Here is an 18,755-nt window from a genome sequence, read left to right as displayed (position 1 = left end):
AGATGAATATTGTTATAAACCAAAAAGAATATATATTTAAAAAAGGAATCCGTGATGATCTTAAAATAAGAAAAAGCTTTAATCAATTAGCCAAACAAAGCTTTGGTTTTGATTTTGAGGCTTGGTATCAATTGGGCTTTTGGAATGATAAATATATCCCTTACGTACTTTTAGATGGGGAGGCTGTTGTGGCTAATGTATCTATAAGTCTGATGGATTTTTGTTTGTCGGGTGAAATAAGAAAGTATATCCAAATCGGAACTGTAATGACGGATACCAACTATAGAAATCAAGGGTTGAGCCGGTTTTTAATAGAACGTGTATTAGAAGATTGGCAGGGCAACTGTGATGCTATGTATTTGTTCGCAAATGATAGTGTGAAGAATTTTTACCCTAAATTCGGGTTTGTTTCGGTACAAGAATATCAATTAAACCGGAAAGTAACCGCAAACAACGTAGACATTAAAGTTGAGAAATTGAACATGGAAGAGCAGTCGGATTTAAATTTACTGAAAAATAAAAGTGCTAGATTAAATCCGTATTCACTTTTTGCTGCGAAAAGTAGTGAATGGCTGGTCTTATTCTATGCCATCTCGTTTTTTAATGATAAGTTTTGGTATATACCTCAATACGATACGATTGTGGTTGCAGATTTTGAAGGGGATACGATGAATTGTTACGATATTTATGGAACGGGCGAAATTCCTATGGATATCATACTGTCAGCGGTAACGAAACAAGAAACGAAGAAGGTTGTTTTTGGCTTTACACCAAGAGAACAGGAAGGCTGCAATATTTCTCTGTTGAAACAGGAAGATACGACGCTATTTTATAAAACTAAAGATCAAAACACATGTAAAGAAAACCAACGAATGTTTCCTATTTTGTCCCGGGCATAACCCGGCTTCAAACGATTCGTCCTAAAGCAAGTTCTAGTCCCGGTAACCTTGCCATACAGTAAGGTGAGGAGGGATGTCCCATGTTTAGGGGTCAGGCGTTTCAAATTATGATACGTATTGTTTCGAGTGTTGTTTTATCTATGGTCCTGCTGCTATCTGTCTGCGTCCCTCCAGGTGTGGCAGAAGCGCGTGATCAGTCAAAACCCATAGGAAATACAAAAGAAATTGAGGAACTAGATCATGCAGCTGCGATACTGTACCGGGATGTCATGGACGGGAACATTGAAAAAGCGCGCGCGGATGTAGCCGAGGTGAGTCGATGGTTTGGCACCGGACAGGTGCAGGCAGCGTTATCTGTAGAGGCCATTCATGCTTTGTCCGGCAGCATCCTTGAGGTGCAGCAAGCTACACAGTCCGTCCAAGCATCACCGGATGAGTGGGTGAAGGCTGCGGCCAATTTACGACTTGCGACCGATGCGCTTGCACATCCGCGTCAGCCTTTATGGCAGCAGTATTATAAGATTTTAAAAGAAGATGTTAGTGGCTTGAACAGCCAGTTTGCTAAAGGTAACATGAAGGGTTTCAAAGCTGGAGCCGCAGTGCTGGAGGACCACTATGAGACGATCCGTACAGCAGCATTGATTCATGGCAGAACAAGTGAAGTTGTCCGGGCTGATTCATGGATTTCCTACGTCAAAGGTTTGGGGGATCAGCAAAATGCAGATGCCTCAGCGATTAGAGGGGCGTTGGATCAGGCGAATCCGACGTTTAATGCCTTGTTTGGACGTGAAAAAGACGCCACTGCCCTGGCGCCATTTATCCCGCGTGAAAGTGAGCGCCGGGCAGAATTGGCAATCGGCATGATTGTTCTGCTGGCGCTGGTCTATGCAGGTTATCGTAAATATCGAGCTGGTCTCTCTGGATAACGATGCAAAATTCGAACATTCGCGTCGTTGGCTGCTGAGCCATCCATATAGGTTAGCCCATCGCCCGGATTTCCGGGCTATTCCTCTTTGAACCCCTCTCCATGTACATCATGCACATCCTGTATGATAATAAACGCCCGTGGATCAACCGATTTAACAATTTGGTGCAAACGTCGTATTTCCTGACGAGGCACGACACAATAGGCAACATGCTTGGCCTGCTTGGAAAATGCACCTACAGCCGGAATAATAGTAACTCCGCGATCCATGTCCCTAATAATAATATCCGCAATGTCCATCGTGTGGTCGCTGATAATCATAAAGGCTCTGGCGGAATAGGCCCCTTCTTGTATAAAATCAATAATCTTGGACGCGATGAACACGGCGACTAATGTATATAGAATTTTTTCTTTTGGTATGTAAAGTAGTGAAGCACCGATAATGACAATATCAATTACCAGCAGAATCCTTCCCATACTCCAGCCAAACTTCCGGTTTAGAATACGAGCGATAATATCCGAGCCGCCCGTAGTGCCGCCAAAGCGGAACACAATACCTAACCCGGCCCCAAGCGTAACCCCTGCATATAATGAAGAAAGTATAAAATCGTGTTCAGTCTGAAATGTTCCCATCCATCCGAAATGAATCATTTTTTCAAATAACCACAGAAAAAAAGTGAGCGACCCGATACCTACCCCTGTATATAGAATTTGCTTGCCCCCAAGCATTTTCCAACCAATTAAAAATAAAGGAATGTTCAGAAGTAATGTGGAGAGAGAGGGTGAAATCGAAAAAGCATAATTAAGCAGCAGGGTGATCCCTGTAATACCACCTTCCATCAGTTTACTGGGTATAATAAAATAAAGCAGACCGAATGCATAAATGGCGGTCCCGAGCACAATGGATAAAATCATTTTAAGCTGTTCCATGGACTTGGATATCTTCATATAATCCCTCGCAGTAGCAGTTTAAGGAAGAACGACTTCATGCTGATTTTGCTAAATCGCAGCTCCTTATATGTAGTATACCTTTTTACGCTAGCTTTAAAAGACTGATGACTGTAAGTTGGGATCATAAGTACACAATTAAAAAAAATTTGTTTTAAAATGTGCTTTACGATAACATATGAATAAACCTGCACATGGGGGGATTGCGTGTTTCATGAAAAAATCATTAGATGAAATTCAACGTGAGGTAGACCAGTATATATCTCAATTTAAGGAAGGGTATTTTAGCCCTTTGGCGATGTTGGCCCGGATGTCTGAGGAAGTCGGGGAACTGGCGAGGGAGGTTAATCACTCCTTTGGCGAGAAACCGAAAAAAACGGATGAGGCGGACAATTCCATTGAGCTGGAGCTGGGGGACATTTTGTTCATCACAGTTTGCTTTGCGAACTCACTAGGTATAAATTTGACCGAGGCTCATGATAAGGTCATGCAAAAATTTAACACGCGTGACGCGAATCGTTGGACTAAAAAGGACACCGATTAGGCGTTTTGTACATATGCTGTACCAAACCGGTTACCCGGAGGTGCAGTGTCATGAAGGCGGAGGAATACGTTCAGAAAGCTTATCAGTGCATTTTGCAGAACGATTTTGAGCAGGCCGTGGAATGGTTTGAAAAAGCAATTTCAGCCCAGCCTGATCATGCGGAGCATTATTTCCGGTGCTCGGTTACCTATGCTCGCAGTGGTCGTTTGGAGCAGGCTCTTGCATATGCAGAGCATGCGGTTCGTCTCGCTCCACAGCAGGATGAATATGTTCTCCATCTGCATGCACAGGAAGCCAGGCAGCATACGGAGAAGGCCAGAAAAATGCTGGATGTTGACAGAGCTACGCCACAGGTGCGTCAGGATGCGATTTTACTACTGGAACGAGCAATAGCCCTCGATCCGTTATGTGGGGATGCTTTTTTGCTGCTCGCATTGATTTATGACGAATTGAATGAGTATAAGCTGGCTGTGCAGGCTGCTCGTGAGGCGGCTGCACTGTTTCCTCACAATGTGCAGCTTGCCAACCTCATGAAGAAGTTATGCCAGCAGATGAATGAACAGATCTAACACAAATGGATGCATAAGGAGTTGTAGGGATATGTCAGAACCAATAAAAGTGGCTGTTGTAGGAGCAGCAGGGCGTATGGGCCGTGAAGTTATCAAATTGGTTCTTCAGGATGAGGAACTACAGCTTGTGGCCGCAGTGAACAGAACACATGCCGGCAGTGATGCCGGCCTTCTCGTCGGACTACCGGAAGCGGGTATCGCTATTGTGGAGGATGTGGAGCAGGCTTTACTGGAGAGTCGAGCGGATGTCATGGTCGATTTTACGGGGCCGCGTTTTGCGTACGCACATACAGCGCTTGCTATCAAGCATGGAGTTCGTCCGGTTATCGGAACGACAGGGTTTACCCCCGAACAGATTGATGAACTGGACAAGCAGTGTCGTGAGCAGCAGATTGGTGGTCTGATCGCGCCTAACTTTTCGATTGGAGTCATTTTGATGATGCGATTTGCGGCTCAGGCAGCGAAATACTTCCCGCATCTGGAAATCATCGAATATCATGGTGACCAAAAATTGGACGCGCCATCGGGTACAGCCATTAAGACTGCAGAACTGATCGCCGAGCAGCGTCAGGAGTTACGACAGGGCAACCCGGAAGAGGAAGAAACGTTAGAAGGATCACGTGGCGGTTACTATCAAGGTTTTCGTATCCATAGTGTCCGTCTTCCCGGTGTGTTCGCGCAGCAGGAAGTTATATTCGGAGGGTTTGGGCAATCTCTGAAAATTCGCCAGGACTCTTATGAACGGGCGGGCTATATGCCGGGTGTTAAAATCGGTATTCAGAAGGTCATGGAGCAGCCAGGGCTTGTATATGGATTTGAGCATTACATCGATTAAGAATATGCGAATGATTTGACGAATGAAATTATAGAATGAGGCAGGAGGAACTTTGAATGTTAAAGATTGCATTTATAGCGCATGACCGAAAAAAGGATGAAATGGTAAATTTTATAACGGCCTATGAGCATGTTTTTACAGATCACCAGTTATTTTCAACAGGTACAACAGGTCTGCGCATTATGGAGCAAACCAAGCTTCAAATTCACCGTTTCATGTCCGGGCCGCTTGGAGGAGATCAGCAAATCGGGGCTATGGTTGCGCAAAATGACATGGACTTGATTATATTCTTGCGTGATCCGCTCATGGCCCAACCGCATGAGCCGGACATTAGCGCCTTGTTACGTTTGTGTGATGTACAAGGGATTCCTCTGGCAACTAACGTTGCAACTGCTGAAATACTGGTTAAGGCGCTAGACCGTGGCGATTTTGCTTGGCGTGAGCTGGTACATAAATATAAACCGGGGATTGACCAGCAAGGTGATATAAAATGACACTGGACATCTTGATTTTCGGAGCCCATGCCGACGATGCAGAAATAGGAATGGGAGGCACGATTGCCAAGCATACAGCCGCTGGTTTAAAGGTGGGTGTGTGCGATTTGACGCGGGCTGAAATGTCATCCAATGGTGATGTGGATACTCGTATGGCAGAGGCAGAACACGCTGCAAAAGTACTCGGACTTGCCGTGCGGACGAATCTAGGTCTGCCGGATCGTGAATTATATGTAACTCCAGAACATGTAGCTGCAGTTACAGCAGAAATACGGCGCCATGCACCGAAAGTCGTATTTGCTCCTTATTGGGAGGATCGGCATCCAGACCATGTCATGTGCAGTAAGTTAGTGGAGGAAGCGGTATTTAACGCCAAGTTGCGACGTTTTATGCCAGAAAATCCTGCGGTACAGGTAGAGCAATTATATTTTTATTTTATTAATGATATTGGCAGAACGGATTTGATTGTGGATATCACCGAGCATTATGAAGCCAAAGAACGGTCTTTGTTGAGTTATGCTTCGCAATTTCAGGCAGCACCTGGAAAGGATACAGTATCCACACCATTAAATCAGGGATATGTGGAACGCGTAAAAGCTCGCGACTCGTTGTTGGGTCAACGCAAACTGATTTCGTATGCAGAAGGCTTTGCGTCCAAAACGCCATACCTGGTTAAGCTATTCACATAAGGATTTTGCAAAAATCCAATAAGCGACTTCCAATGATAAGATATAGATCGAAATGGTTTAGTTTGTCTATATCTTGTACTTCGGAGCGTTTGGAATCGAATTTTGCAAAATCCTGACATAAGAATTCTATACTTGAGTATTTTGCAGAATGTTAAAATAAATCGGCAGGAAAGTTATCACTGATGAGCGGAAGGAGGCAGCTTAGCTTGAATGACAAATTGAAAATTGGAATTACCTGTTATCCGTCGTTGGGTGGCTCCGGCGTAGTGGCTACTGAGTTGGGTAAGTTGCTGGCAGAAAAAGGGCATGAGGTCCATTTCATTGCCAATAGCATTCCGTTCAGATTAGGCGGGGCGTTTCAGAAAAATATTTTTTATCATGAGGTTGAAGTTAACGATTATTACGTGTTTAGATATCCACCCTATGATTTGTCACTGGCGACCAAAATGGCCCAAGTCGCACAAATGAAGAATTTGGACGTACTCCATGTTCATTATGCGGTACCCCATGCAGTATGCGCTTACTTGGCGAAGGAAATGGTGGGTGATCATCTGAAGGTGGTAACCACCTTGCACGGTACGGACATTACCGTGTTGGCACAGGATGAATCGTTGAAGGACCTGATTCGGTTGGCTATTAACAAAAGTGACGCTGTAACAGCGGTTTCCAAGGATTTGATTCGGGAGACAATAGATGCGTTGGAAATTACACGACCTATTGATTTAACCTACAATTTTGTAGATAAACGGGTATATTATCCACGAGATGCCGCGGCGCTTAGAAGAGATTTTGCCCAACCGCATGAAAAAATAATGATGCATATTTCCAATTTCCGTCCTGTCAAAAGGGTGGGAGATGTGCTGGATATATTTGAAAAAGTGCAACGTAAAATACCTGCGAAGCTGCTGTTGGTGGGAGAAGGACCGGATCTTCCAAAAATCCGTTGCAAAATCGAAAATTTAGGTCTGCAAGATAAGGTCTTCTTTTTAGGTAAGCAGGATCAGATCGCAGAAGTGATTTCTATGGCGGATGTGCTGCTGCTTCCCTCGGAAAAAGAAAGTTTTGGTCTGGTTGCACTGGAAGCAATGGCCTGTGGAGTGCCGACAATCGGTTCTCAGGCAGGAGGAGTACCTGAACTCGTTGTGCATGGAAGTACGGGGTATCTTGCTGAAATCGGTAATACTGAGGCAATGGCTGATTATGCAGTAGAGCTGTTGTCCGATGAAGCGATGGCGGAACGTTTCCGTGAAGCGTGTCTGACCCGCGCCCGTACCGTTTTTTGTGATGAGCTGATTACCCGTCAATATGAAGAGATATATTACCGTGTGTTGGGACGCGAGGTGCCGGATCTTAAACCGATCAGCGTTTAAGAGGGCGGACTCGCGTCCGTTTTTTATATTGAATACTTGCAAAGGGGGAAACCCTATGAATACAAACACTTGGCAATATGCTGACCAAGAGATGGCACTTCATGGCAGAGAGGTCATACATACACTAACAGCAGCAGGCCACGAAGCTTACTGGGTCGGTGGCTGTGTGCGGGATGAGCTATTAGGAAGAGCCATTCATGATATGGATTTGACTACTTCGGCTGAGCCTGAACAGGTCATAGCGCTGTTCCCTCACGTCATTCCGACAGGAATTCAGCATGGGACGGTTACGGTCATGCAGGGTGGCCATGCGTTCGAGGTGACCACTTTTCGTACGGAAAGCGGTTATGCCGATCACCGCCGTCCAACGGAAGTTGCCTTCGTGAAGGATATCCGTGAGGATTTGATGCGACGGGATTTTACTATGAATGCGATTGCGATGGCAGAACACGGAGAGCGGGTGGACCCATTTGGAGGAGAAGCCGATTTACGAGCTGCTCTCGTTCGTTGTGTAGGCCGAGCCGAGGAACGCTTTGAGGAGGACGGGTTGCGGATGCTGCGTTGCATCCGTTTTGCCTCTGTATTTCGGTTCCGCGTTGCATTCAACACCTGGAAAGGTATGATTCGGCGCAGAGAGGGACTTCGTTACATAGCCATGGAACGTGTGCGGGTCGAGCTGGAAAAGATGCTGGCGGGCCCTGACCCTTTACGTGGGTTGGAGATGCTGGGGCGTAGCGGATTGCTCGGCTGTACGAAGGTTCCGGTTCCCTGGGAGCAATGTGAAGCACAAGCGCTCAAGGGGATCGTTCAACTGCAAGAAGAACTGCGGTGGGGCCTGCTCTTAATGTCTTGTAGACTTACCTCAGAGGTAGCTGACGAGCTACTAAGAGCTTGGACCTTTTCCAACGCGGTACGACTTCGGCTGGTTCATCTGCTGGAATGGGAGACCGAATTAATCTACAGTGCTGGTGCCATAGCTGGCGATTCCGTTCCGGGGGAGTCTGACATTGTCAACGATGAGGCACTGCGTCGTAGCTGGATTCGACTGCTAATTAGACTGGGAAAGAATACAGCTTCAGACTGGCTTGATCTTTACAAGACACTGCCTGCTTCATTCCGCGGATTACCGCCATGGGTAGAAAAGCATGTGGCGAAAACAGCCGAACTGGCAAGCTTGTGGACAAAGCAGGCTGTAGTCGTTCGTATCAAAGATTTAAATATTACAGGAAATGAACTGGTTCAGGCGATGAATCGACCAGGCGGACCTTGGCTGGGTCAGATGATGGAACAGCTTTTACAAGCTGTTGCCTGTGGAGATATTCCGAATGAAACAGAAACATTGCTTCAGGAAGCGAAACGGGTGATGAGTAGTGAATAATCATGAAAGATTGTTAGGCATACTGGAGGAAGGTACATCCGATTACGTATCAGGGGAGGAAATCAGCCGACGGCTCTCGGTTAGCCGAACAGCAGTATGGAAGCAGATCAACAAACTGCGTGAGTTAGGCTACAACATTGATGCCTCCTCGCGTCGGGGCTATCGGTTGATATCCCGACCGGATCGGCTAGAAGTCTCCAAATTGGCCGATATATTAAATACCCAATCGTTTGGCCAGCGTATCGTTGTACTGGATTCGACGGTATCCACTCAGCAGGATGCCATGCGTTTGGCAGAAGAGGGCGCGGCAGAGGGGACAGTAGTGCTTGCAGAGGAACAAACGGCAGGTCGGGGACGTCTGGGGCGGAAGTGGTATTCACCTCGTGGCAAAGGAGTCTGGCTGAGCATTGTGTTGCGCCCTACCCAGCCCTTGGCTTTTACCCCCCAGCTAACGCTACTTACAGGTGTAGCAGTGTGTAGAGCCATTCGTCGGCTGACGGGTGTGGAGGCTGGTATCAAATGGCCAAACGATCTGCTGATTCATGGTCGCAAAGTATCCGGTATTCTGTTGGAATCTGCAACAGAGGATCAACGGGTTCGCTATTGTATTGCAGGGATCGGCATTGACGTAAATTTGAATAAAGAAGATTACCCGGAAGAGTTATCGCAGGTGGGAACGTCATTGAAAATAGAAGCAGGGCGTGAAATTGACCGTACTGTGCTGATTGCCTCAGTGCTGGAAGAGATGGAACAGCTAAGTAAGTTGTATGCCGAGCAGGGGTTCCAGCCTATAGCCATGCTGTGGGAGGCTTTGTCCGTGACTATGAACCGTAGTGTACGGGCACATACCGGACAAGGGATAACTGTAGAAGGTACAGCTGTTGGCTTGGACCCTTCCGGGGCACTCGTGATAGAAACGGATCAGGGAGAGCGAATTCAGGTCATTTCAGGGGATATACAATTATAGAAGCGACCTTAGCTATGAAAACGACCGAAATCGTTCTATTCCCTGTGCAAAACTTCACGTGAAAAAGCTGATGTTTTTTGTTATACTGTGCAGGAGGCGGCATCGGACGGTCCGAGCTGCACTCCAGGGGCACATGCTCTACTTTAGCAAGTTTGTAAGACCATCATAACTTCATTTGAAGGTTACGTTGGATTCTGCTCTGAGCCGAACAGGACCGAGACAGAAGGGACGATCTCAAAATGAGTGTCTTTTTTGGCTGTTCGGACCTTTTGATGACGCAGATGTACAGGCGTTCATAAAAGGTTATTTTTTGTGCCAAAAAAAGATGGAAGGGAGCCATTCGCAATGGCAGGAAAACAAGCACTGAATATTGTGAAAATGAAAAAAATGAAGCAAGAGGGCATTCCGCTCAGTATGCTGACCGCCTATGATTATCCATCGGCTAAAATAGCCGAGGAGGCGGGAATTGACATGATTCTCGTAGGTGACTCGCTGGGTAACGTAGTTCTTGGTTACGATTCAACCATCCCTGTAACCTTGGATGATATCGTGTACCATTCCCGGGCAGTCGCAAGAGGCGCGGAACATACATTTATCGTAGCGGACATGCCTTTTATGACATATCACAGCAGCGTATCAGAAAGTCTTCAGGGCATCCGCCGTCTGATGCAGGAAGGACATGTGCATGCTGTTAAATTGGAGGGCGGAGCTGAAATTGCCGATGTCGTAAAAGCAACTGTTCAGGCAGGTGTGCCTGTATTGGGACATATCGGGCTTACTCCGCAATCGGTTAATCAAATTGGTGGCTATCGCATTCAAGGCAAGGACGAAGCGGACGCACGCCGGTTGATGGCGGACGCCAAGGCGCTGGAGCAGGCGGGTGCTTTTGGCGTTGTACTGGAATTGGTAACTGAGGAAGTGGCAACAGCGATTTCTAAAGAGCTTTCCATTCCAACCATTGGAATTGGTGCTGGACGGGGATGTGACGGTCAGGTACTTGTTTATCACGATCTGATTCAGTACGCATCGCCTTATTTCAGCAAACGCTTTGTTAAAACCTATGCCGATGTAGGCGGCTTGGTCCGCAGCAGCATTGAGCAGTATGTGAGTGATGTGAAAGGGCGGGCATTTCCGGCTGCAGAGCATGTGTTCAGCGCGGATGACCGCGTTGTGGAATCCCTATACGGTAAGGCAAAAGGACAGACACAGGAACAAGCTAAGGAAAAGGTGGAATCTCGGTCATGATCATCGTAAGAGAAGTGGCTCAGCTGCGCAAGATTATTGCTGAACGTCGGCAGCTTGGGACAAACGGAGCAAAAACAGTAAACGATTCTGCTTCTTTACAGCAACATAAAGTCGGCTTTGTACCAACAATGGGATACCTGCATGAAGGACATGCGAGTTTGATGCACAAGGCGCGTGAAATGGCAGATACGGTAGTGCTTAGCATTTTCGTAAATCCGATTCAATTTGGACCGAATGAAGATCTGGAAAGCTACCCCCGCGATGAAGCTCGTGATTTGGAGGTAGCACGGCGCGAGGGCGTGGATATTGTATTTTTGCCAACTGTAGCAGAAATGTATCCACAACCAACCCAAACCAAAATTCGTGTATCCGCTTTGACAGATCGCTTGTGCGGTGCTTCTCGTCCCGGCCATTTTGATGGTGTGACTACGGTGGTAGCTAAGCTTTTTAACATGATAGGTCCTGATTTGGCCTTTTTTGGAATGAAGGACGCGCAGCAGGTTGCTGTGCTTCAGCAGATGGTGACTGATCTCAATATGAACGTGACTATCGTACCTTGTCCCATCGTCAGAGAGGCGGATGGTTTGGCCCTCAGCTCCCGTAATGTGTATTTAAGTGCAGAACAGCGCGAGCAGGCGTTGGTGCTGTCCCAGTCACTGCGTAAGGTGCAAGAAGTGAGCGAAGATATTGTAACAAACACAATTACGATTCGTCAGCTACATCAAATGGTGGAGTCCACCATTACTTCCTCTCCTTTAGCAGACATTGATTACATTGAAATATTAACTTTTCCCGGTCTGGGGCCCCTTCTTCCCGAGCAGCGGCTATGTGATGTTCAGGAAGACGTCATCGTAGCGCTGGCTGTGAAATTTGGCAATACCCGACTAATTGACAATATAAGAATACAGAAGGCGGAGGTGCTTTCCCATGTTTAGAACCATGATGAAATCCAAAATTCACCGCGCTACCGTTACGGAAGCTAACCTGAACTATGTGGGGAGTATCACTATAGATGAAGATCTCATGGAGACATCGGATCTGTTGGAGAATGAAAAGGTTCAAATTGTAAACAATAACAATGGAGCTCGACTCGAAACCTATGTTATCCCCGGACCGCGTGGGAGCGGAGTGATCTGTCTTAACGGTGCGGCAGCCCGTTTGGTGCAGCCTGGTGATACAGTCATTATTATTTCCTATGCTTCCATGTCGAATGAAGAGGCCAAAACATACAAACCAACAGTGGTATTTGTTGATGAACATAATAAACCAGCCCAAACGATGAACAAAGAAGTACACGCGACGATCATGTAATGAATGGGAGTACGGATGAAACCCGTCTTTTAAGCGAAAAATGTGAGTGTATTAATCCATCTTTCATAAGGGCGGGATGCACATGTTCCAGCATGTATTCGCAGAAATGAACAGCATGTTAGATGATATCGTGAAGCATTACCCATCAGCCCAGGGCTCCCGCAGGCAGGAGCTGCTACAGCACTGGAGTCTGCTGCGGAGAATGAGTGACGGAATTATGGATGAGTGGCTGGCCTTTGAGGAAAAAATGGTTTGCCTGCGTGCGGCTGGGTTTTCCGCGGAGACCGATATGTCTGACACGGAGCTGCCTGAAAAAGAGCTGCCAGCTTTTAATCGGGGGCAAGGGTATTATCGATTACTCATGTACCCTGAGGCGATCCAACAATTTGAGCAGGTACTACAGCATTTTCCGAACAGCTGGCAGAGTCGCATGTATATGGGAATGGCCTATTTTCAACTAGATGATCCAGCAGAGGCTGTATGCCATTTTCAGAAGGTGCTGGACCTGACTGAGCAGGCAGGACTAAAGGCGGTCATCTATAATGCGCTAGGCTGTCTGTTGGCAAAGCAGGCTGACGTAGAGGAGGCGCAAAAATGTTTTGCTCTCGCACATCAGTTCGATCCTGCGTTACCCGAGCCGCTGCACAATATGGAAGCCTGTTTGTCCGGTACCGAAATGCTTCGATACGACAGCTCCATGATGACCTGGATGTAGTTGTCAGACACCGAGTAAGACGATGCATGCCCACCTCCTCAGGCGGCGTGTGCATCGTCTTTTTTGGCTGTCTTAATTTCCAAACAGGCGATCTTCTGCTATGCTAATATATAGAGTTATTATTTTTGTAAGTGTCATAAGAAAGGATTAAGCCCGAATGAAATTTGCGGTATTGGATTTTGAAACGACAGGCACCCAGTCCGCGGATGACATCATTCAAGTCGGACTTGCAATTATAGATCATGATAACAGCATTTCCCGTGTTTACGGCTCTTATGTGAACCCTGGCAGATCTATTCCACCTTTTATCACTGGATTGACCGGAATTACAGACGATGACGTCAAGGATGCTCCTGCACTTGAAGAAATGATGATGGAGCTCGTGCCTATGCTGGACGATGTTGTGCTGGTCGGTCATAATGTGGCGTTTGATTTTAATTTTTTGCAAAACGCTCTGGATCGGTGCGGATATTTGCCGTTTAGCGGAAGAATCTTGGATACAATGGATTTTCTGAAAATTATGTTTCCATCGCTATCTTCGTATCAGTTGGGTTTTGTGTCTTCTGAGTTCGGGCTGGCGCATGATCGCCCTCACCAAGCAGACAGCGACGCGTTGGCTACGGCTGAGGTGTTTTTAAAGTGTCTGGGTGAGCTTCAAGCATTACCTCTGATAACGATACAGCGGCTTAGTGATTTGTTTGCAGAGGAAGACAGTGACCTTGGATGGTTTCTTGATGGGGTGCGTGAAGAGAAAGAGCTTGATCCTATTCAGGATTTGGAGGGACATCAGTTTTTTCGTCAACTTGCGCTAAAAGTGGAAGATTGGACGGAGCTAGCTGCACCGCGTAGAGAAGATGACCCGAATCCACTTTCAGGTGTTTCCTTTGAGGAGTACATGGATGATGTGCGGGACAATTTGCGTTCATCCTTGAGCCAATATGAGGAGCGCGAGGCGCAGATACAGATGATTGAGGGTGTAAATCAGGCACTGAGTGAAGACAAGCATCTGCTGATCGAAGCAGGTACAGGAACAGGAAAGTCTCTCGGTTATTTGCTCCCATCGCTGTATCACAGTGTAAAAAAAGGACAGCGCGTTATGGTAAGTACACATACGATCAACCTGCAGGAGCAATTACGCGAGCGCGACATTCCGATGCTGACCAAGGTGATTCCGTTTCCATTCCGGGCTGCTATTTTCAAGGGTCGGGGACATTATTTGTGTCTGCGTAAGTTTGAACATAAAATAAACAGAAGAGACTTCGCGACACCAAAGGAAGATTTAATTACAGCGGCTCAAATGATCGTCTGGTTGACGCTAACAGAAACCGGTGATGATGAAGAACTAAACCTGAGCAACCGTGGAGGGGATTTCTGGGAAACGGTGGCGAGTGATTCAGAGTCCTGTCTTGGTCGTTCTTGTCCATGGTTCCGCAAATGCTATTATCATCGTGCACGCCATGAAGCAGGAATAGCGGATGTCGTTATTACGAATCACTCTAAGTTGTTCACAGACGTCAAAGCCAGTCACCAGTTGTTGCCGAGCTATGAACATCTGGTGATTGATGAAGCTCATCACCTGGAGGAAGTAGCTGGTAAGCACCTAGGTATGCATATGAAATATTTCACACTCGTGCATACACTGACGCGACTGTTCAAAGACAGCAAGAATGGACAACTGCCTTCACTTCGTCAACAGTTGGCGAAATCGGGGCACGAGAAGTCGGCGGATTGGGCCTCAACCATCGACCAGCTGTATCCGCTCGTGTTAGAGGTTAAGGAAACTTGGGACCTGCTAAGCGACAAGCTGTTTGGCATGTTGCCAGAGCGAAGCGATGCGACACCGGGTGAAACAGGACAGTTTTCTTCCCGTCTCAAACCTTCGGCCAAGCCTGCAAAGTGGGATCAGGCGGGGGCTTTGGAAAATCAGCTATATGTAACGATGAGCGAAATTTTGCGCAAGGGCGACAAGCTGATGCTGGACGTCAAGGAAGAACATGACGATTATGCGGCAGATAGCCTTATTACAGATATCACGGGTCTGCTCAAGGATTTGGCGGGAATCCGAGAAAATTTGCGCTTTTTTATCCGACTCGATGATGAAACAACCGTATACTGGCTCGAAGCGAGTGGGCAATTCCGTAGTAAATCATTGCAATTTTATGCGGTGCCCGTCGATGTGAGCCGCCAGTTGAAAGAAATGTTTTTTGACAAAAAAAGAAGCATTATTCTGACGTCTGCTACCTTATCGGTAGATAAGTCGTTTCAGTACATGATCGATCAGCTCGGCTTGCAGGAGGCCGCAGATCAAGAGCGGCTGATGACTTCGCAGCTCCCGTCACCCTTTAATTACAGGGATCAGGTGTTGCTGGTCATTCCACGGGATTTCCCAAGCGTGAAGGGCAGTGTAGGAGATGCACACTTTGTAGATATGCTCGTTAGCTCTCTAGGAGCGACTGCTCAGGCGACGCGGGGGAGAATGCTCGTTCTGTTTACTTCCTATCGGATGCTCCGGCAAGTGTATGAGCCGCTCAAAGAGGCCTTAGCATCCAGCGAAATTACTGTGCTGGGACAAGGTGTGGACAGTGGGAGTCGCAGCAAGCTAACCCGCCGTTTTCAGGAAGCCAAAGCTTCTGTATTGCTGGGAACCAGCAGCTTCTGGGAAGGCGTCGATATTCCAGGAAAGGCTCTGACTTGTCTGGCCATTGTTCGCTTGCCGTTTCAACCGCCGAATCACCCGTTGCTGGAGGCAAAAAGCGAGCTGCTTCAGCAGCAGAAGAAGAATCCATTTATGAAGCTGTCTGTACCACAAGCGGTCATTCGCTTCAAACAGGGATTTGGTCGGTTAGTACGTACAGCGAGCGACCACGGGGTCGTTATCGTTTACGATACGCGTGTGATCGAATCCTATTACGGAAAGCACTTTTTGTACTCGTTACCGGGACCAAAAATGGAGCATATGCCATCGGAGCAAATGGTGCCCCGCATCGCCGAATGGCTCCAATCCGCCCCGGAGACAGAGGCATAACGGACGGACACTAAGTATGTTCGTTACAATTAGGGGGAGCAAGTATGAAATCAGATAAAATTTCAGAGGCTGTCGTACGGAGGTTACCCGTATATTTACGTTATCTGAATGCACTTCACAAACGGGAGGTGGCTACGGTCTCTTCTCAAGAGTTGGGACAGAGGCTAGATTTGAACCCGGCCCAAATCCGTAAAGATCTCGCCTATTTTGGAGATTTTGGTCGGAAGGGTATCGGTTATGATGTTTCTTATCTAATTGAGAAAATACGCCATATCCTGAAAATCGACCAGCAAATTAATGTCGTATTGGTCGGTGCGGGTAATCTGGGGCAAGCCCTTTCGAATTATAACGCTTATTTAAAAGACAATATGAAGATTGTCGCAGTATTTGATGCGTTTCCGGATAAGGTAGGGACCAAGATCAATACATTGGTCGTTCAACCGATGGATGAACTGGAAGCGACTGTGAAAGAAAAAAACATTCGAATCGGGATTATTACCGTACCTGATTTTGAAGCACAGCACGTGGCTGACAGGCTTATTGAGAGCGGAATTGGAGCGATCCTGAACTTTGCACCGACTACTCTCAAGGCACCGGCCAACATTCGGATTCATGCCACAGACTTTACAACTGATTTGCTTAGCCTCGCTTATTATTTGGAGGACGGAAAGGAAGAAACACAATATGACAGTGAATAAATGGATGATTAAAAACGGCTCTTTTGCCGTAAATGGATCAGAAGCTGGGGTAGTCCATGGTTTTATGATTGTGGAGGATAGCCGTATTACTTATATTGGCGAGACTTTGCCTGCGGGTGAGGAAGAGACGGAAGCGATCGATGGTAAGGGGCTATTGTTTTTACCTGGTCTGATTAATACTCATGGTCATGCGGCGATGTCTCTGCTGCGTGGGCATGGAGATGACTTGGCACTTCAAGTATGGCTTCAGGAGAAAATGTGGCCTATGGAAGCCAAGTTTACATCTACGGACGTGTACTGGGGTACGTCCTTGTCTGTGCTGGAAATGCTGAAAGGTGGAACAACGACCTTCCTGGATATGTACGATCATATGGATGAGGTGGCTCGTGTAGCTGAAGAGTCAGGTATTCGTGCAAGTCTGATGCGTGGAGCAATTGGACTATGCTCGGAAGAAGAACAGCGAATCAAGCTGGCTGAGGCCGTGACTTTTGCGCGTAACTGGCATGGTAAAGCAGACGGGCGTATTACAACGATGATGTCTCCGCACGCGCCATACACATGTCCACCTGCGTTTATTGAAAAATTCGTACAAGCTGCGCATGATCTGGACTTGCCACTGCATACGCACATGTCTGAGACGATCGCCGAAGTGGAGCAAAACATACGCGACTACGGTTTGCGTCCAGTTGCACATTTGGATAAGCTTGGCTTTTTCTCCCGTCCTTCGCTTGTTGCCCATGGCGTTCATTTGAACGACGAAGAAATAGCTTTACTGGCTGAAAGTGGTGTAGCGGTTTCGCACAATCCTGGTAGCAACTTGAAGCTGGCAAGTGGTGTGGCCAGAGTGCCTGAATTGCTGCGTGCAGGGGTTACTGTTTCTCTCGGAACGGATGGTCCTGCCAGCAATAATAACCTGGATATGTTCGAGGAAATGCGTCTGGCGGCACTTATTCACAAGGGTGTATCCGGTGACCCTACGGCAGTTCCTGCAAGTGAAGCGCTGCGTCTTGCAACAGAATACGGTGCAAAGTCGATTGGTTTAAAAGAAGTAGGAGCGTTGGCAGCGGGCAACAAGGCTGACTTTATCGCGTTGGATCTGAATCAGGCACATTTCTTGCCGCGTACAGATCTTATTTCCCATGCGGTATACTCTGCAAGCGCCAAGGACGTGGCTCATGTGTGGGTAGACGGTCGCCAGGTTGTGAAAAACGGCGAATGCCTGACTATGGACGAGGAACGTATCAAACATGAGGCACAAGCCGCCTTTGAAGGGCTGCTGTCGCGCTAATTTAGGTGTCACATCCCCTTAGAGAGGAAGCACGGGTTTGAAAAATAAGAAAAAGTGGATAGCGGTCGCCATTTTGGCCGTGATACTGATCCTGATCAGCATTTTCTGGTATTATTCCTATGTTACTCAAGACCAGGTGGCTGAGGAAAATGCTGCTATCATTAAGGCCAAGCAATCAGGTGGTCTGGTTAGCACGACTCAAACATGGAAGTCTGTGTGGGATCAGGTATACTGGGTGGTTCAAGGGAAAAATGCACAGAATGAAAATATAATGGTGTGGGTTCCTTTTCAAAAAGTGGAAGGACAACCTAACGTACCTGCCGCAGATAATAGCGGTGTTCACACCGAGTTGCTGAAGAACGGAGTCGATGAGCAAAAAATGACGGCAATAATTCAGCAGCAGCTTCCAGGTGCAAAAATTGTAAGGCTTCAGCCGAGTGTGTTCAATGGCGAATATGTGTGGCAGTTGTTTTACGATGATGGAAGTCATCATTACTACACCTTTTATCGTTTCTCAGATGGGGTAGCGACGGGTGTGAAATATACTTTGCCCAATAACTGAGCTGGTGTGAGGATTGGCAAATGTGGAATGAATGACTAGTAAATGATTAAAAGCTCAAGAAAAAGACGTAAATACGACAAAATTCGTATTTACGTCTTTTGGTTTTGCTATGCCGTAAAGCTGGCTGAAAGCCAGTGAAGCATCTTTACCTATCCATCTTCTCTCCTAGGTCAAATTCATCTTTGTGGCGGGCAATAGCGGAGTGGAGGATTTGAATCTGGAGAAGCGGAGCGTTCGCCTTTGCCGCCGGATTTTCCCCATAAGAATCTAATCGAAAAAATCCGGTGGCAACA

Annotated in this window: 19 protein-coding genes; 18 read left to right on the top strand and 1 reads right to left on the bottom strand. The window is 47.0% G+C overall.

Annotation, left to right across the window (positions count from 1 at the left end; translation table 11 throughout):
* Positions 1-2: 2 nt before the first annotated feature.
* Both ACUUJN_RS15765 and ACUUJN_RS15760 read left to right on the top strand, forming a co-directional pair.
* Positions 3-899 carry a GNAT family N-acetyltransferase gene (locus ACUUJN_RS15765; protein ID WP_341057587.1) on the top strand — a complete coding sequence of 299 codons (897 nt, stop codon included), beginning with the start codon at positions 3-5 and terminating at the stop codon, positions 897-899.
* An 80-nt stretch (positions 900-979) separates the two neighbouring features.
* Entirely contained in the window at positions 980-1,825 is an 846-nt protein-coding gene (locus ACUUJN_RS15760; protein WP_484668699.1) for a sporulation protein YpjB, read from the top strand.
* Positions 1,826-1,902: 77 nt separating this feature from the next.
* On the opposite strand, the gene ACUUJN_RS15755 is transcribed toward ACUUJN_RS15760, so the two are convergent.
* Complete coding sequence (locus ACUUJN_RS15755; protein WP_023989149.1) at positions 1,903-2,772, bottom strand: YitT family protein; 870 nt, start codon at positions 2,770-2,772, stop codon at positions 1,903-1,905.
* 214 nt (positions 2,773-2,986) lie between these two features.
* Here ACUUJN_RS15755 and ACUUJN_RS15750 point away from each other — a divergent pair, with 214 nt between their 5' ends.
* From ACUUJN_RS15750 to ACUUJN_RS15675, 16 genes are all read left to right on the top strand, one after another.
* Complete coding sequence (locus ACUUJN_RS15750) at positions 2,987-3,316, top strand: nucleotide pyrophosphohydrolase (RefSeq protein WP_340958751.1); 330 nt, start codon at positions 2,987-2,989, stop codon at positions 3,314-3,316.
* Between the two features lie 50 nt (positions 3,317-3,366).
* A complete protein-coding gene (locus ACUUJN_RS15745; protein WP_013310696.1) occupies positions 3,367-3,885 on the top strand; it encodes a tetratricopeptide repeat protein in 519 nt (172 codons plus the stop codon).
* 31 nt (positions 3,886-3,916) lie between these two features.
* Entirely contained in the window at positions 3,917-4,720 is an 804-nt protein-coding gene (gene dapB, locus ACUUJN_RS15740; RefSeq protein ID WP_279832764.1) for a 4-hydroxy-tetrahydrodipicolinate reductase, read from the top strand.
* Positions 4,721-4,776: 56 nt separating this feature from the next.
* Complete coding sequence (gene mgsA / locus ACUUJN_RS15735) at positions 4,777-5,214, top strand: methylglyoxal synthase (protein WP_013310694.1); 438 nt, start codon at positions 4,777-4,779, stop codon at positions 5,212-5,214.
* On the top strand, positions 5,211-5,903 hold the full coding sequence (gene bshB1, locus ACUUJN_RS15730; RefSeq protein ID WP_484668698.1) for a bacillithiol biosynthesis deacetylase BshB1: 693 nt from the start codon (positions 5,211-5,213) through the stop codon (positions 5,901-5,903). The genes mgsA and bshB1 overlap by 4 nt, the downstream gene beginning before the upstream one ends.
* A 206-nt stretch (positions 5,904-6,109) precedes the next feature.
* On the top strand, positions 6,110-7,273 hold the full coding sequence (gene bshA, locus ACUUJN_RS15725) for an N-acetyl-alpha-D-glucosaminyl L-malate synthase BshA (RefSeq protein WP_279832767.1): 1,164 nt from the start codon (positions 6,110-6,112) through the stop codon (positions 7,271-7,273).
* A 55-nt stretch (positions 7,274-7,328) separates the two neighbouring features.
* Positions 7,329-8,651 carry a CCA tRNA nucleotidyltransferase gene (locus tag ACUUJN_RS15720; RefSeq protein WP_279832770.1) on the top strand — a complete coding sequence of 441 codons (1,323 nt, stop codon included), beginning with the start codon at positions 7,329-7,331 and terminating at the stop codon, positions 8,649-8,651.
* Positions 8,644-9,618 (top strand): biotin--[acetyl-CoA-carboxylase] ligase, encoded by a 975-nt coding sequence (locus ACUUJN_RS15715; RefSeq protein WP_279832773.1) that lies wholly within the window; start codon positions 8,644-8,646, stop codon positions 9,616-9,618. Before ACUUJN_RS15720 ends, ACUUJN_RS15715 begins: the two co-directional genes overlap by 8 nt.
* A 345-nt stretch (positions 9,619-9,963) precedes the next feature.
* A complete protein-coding gene (panB, locus tag ACUUJN_RS15710; RefSeq protein ID WP_279832776.1) occupies positions 9,964-10,863 on the top strand; it encodes a 3-methyl-2-oxobutanoate hydroxymethyltransferase in 900 nt (299 codons plus the stop codon).
* Entirely contained in the window at positions 10,860-11,798 is a 939-nt protein-coding gene (gene panC / locus ACUUJN_RS15705; protein ID WP_484668697.1) for a pantoate--beta-alanine ligase, read from the top strand. Before panB ends, panC begins: the two co-directional genes overlap by 4 nt.
* Positions 11,791-12,174: an aspartate 1-decarboxylase gene (gene panD / locus ACUUJN_RS15700; protein ID WP_013371641.1), complete on the top strand. Its 384-nt coding sequence runs from the start codon at positions 11,791-11,793 to the stop codon at positions 12,172-12,174. Before panC ends, panD begins: the two co-directional genes overlap by 8 nt.
* Before the next feature lie 82 nt (positions 12,175-12,256).
* The gene (locus ACUUJN_RS15695; protein WP_023989137.1) at positions 12,257-12,889 is read left to right on the top strand and encodes a tetratricopeptide repeat protein; all 633 of its coding nucleotides are present in this window, start codon (positions 12,257-12,259) and stop codon (positions 12,887-12,889) included.
* 157 nt (positions 12,890-13,046) lie between these two features.
* Positions 13,047-15,914: an ATP-dependent DNA helicase DinG gene (gene dinG, locus ACUUJN_RS15690; RefSeq protein WP_023989136.1), complete on the top strand. Its 2,868-nt coding sequence runs from the start codon at positions 13,047-13,049 to the stop codon at positions 15,912-15,914.
* 44 nt (positions 15,915-15,958) lie between these two features.
* Positions 15,959-16,612 (top strand): redox-sensing transcriptional repressor Rex, encoded by a 654-nt coding sequence (locus ACUUJN_RS15685; RefSeq protein WP_013310684.1) that lies wholly within the window; start codon positions 15,959-15,961, stop codon positions 16,610-16,612.
* On the top strand, positions 16,599-17,900 hold the full coding sequence (locus tag ACUUJN_RS15680; RefSeq protein WP_484668696.1) for an amidohydrolase: 1,302 nt from the start codon (positions 16,599-16,601) through the stop codon (positions 17,898-17,900). Before ACUUJN_RS15685 ends, ACUUJN_RS15680 begins: the two co-directional genes overlap by 14 nt.
* 37 nt (positions 17,901-17,937) lie before the next feature.
* The gene (locus tag ACUUJN_RS15675) at positions 17,938-18,462 is read left to right on the top strand and encodes a cell wall elongation regulator TseB-like domain-containing protein (protein ID WP_075154387.1); all 525 of its coding nucleotides are present in this window, start codon (positions 17,938-17,940) and stop codon (positions 18,460-18,462) included.
* Positions 18,463-18,755 lie beyond the last annotated feature (293 nt).

It is taken from the genome of Paenibacillus sp. LRG-1 (assembly GCF_057220305.1).
This window is presented reverse-complemented; position numbering and strand designations above follow the sequence as displayed.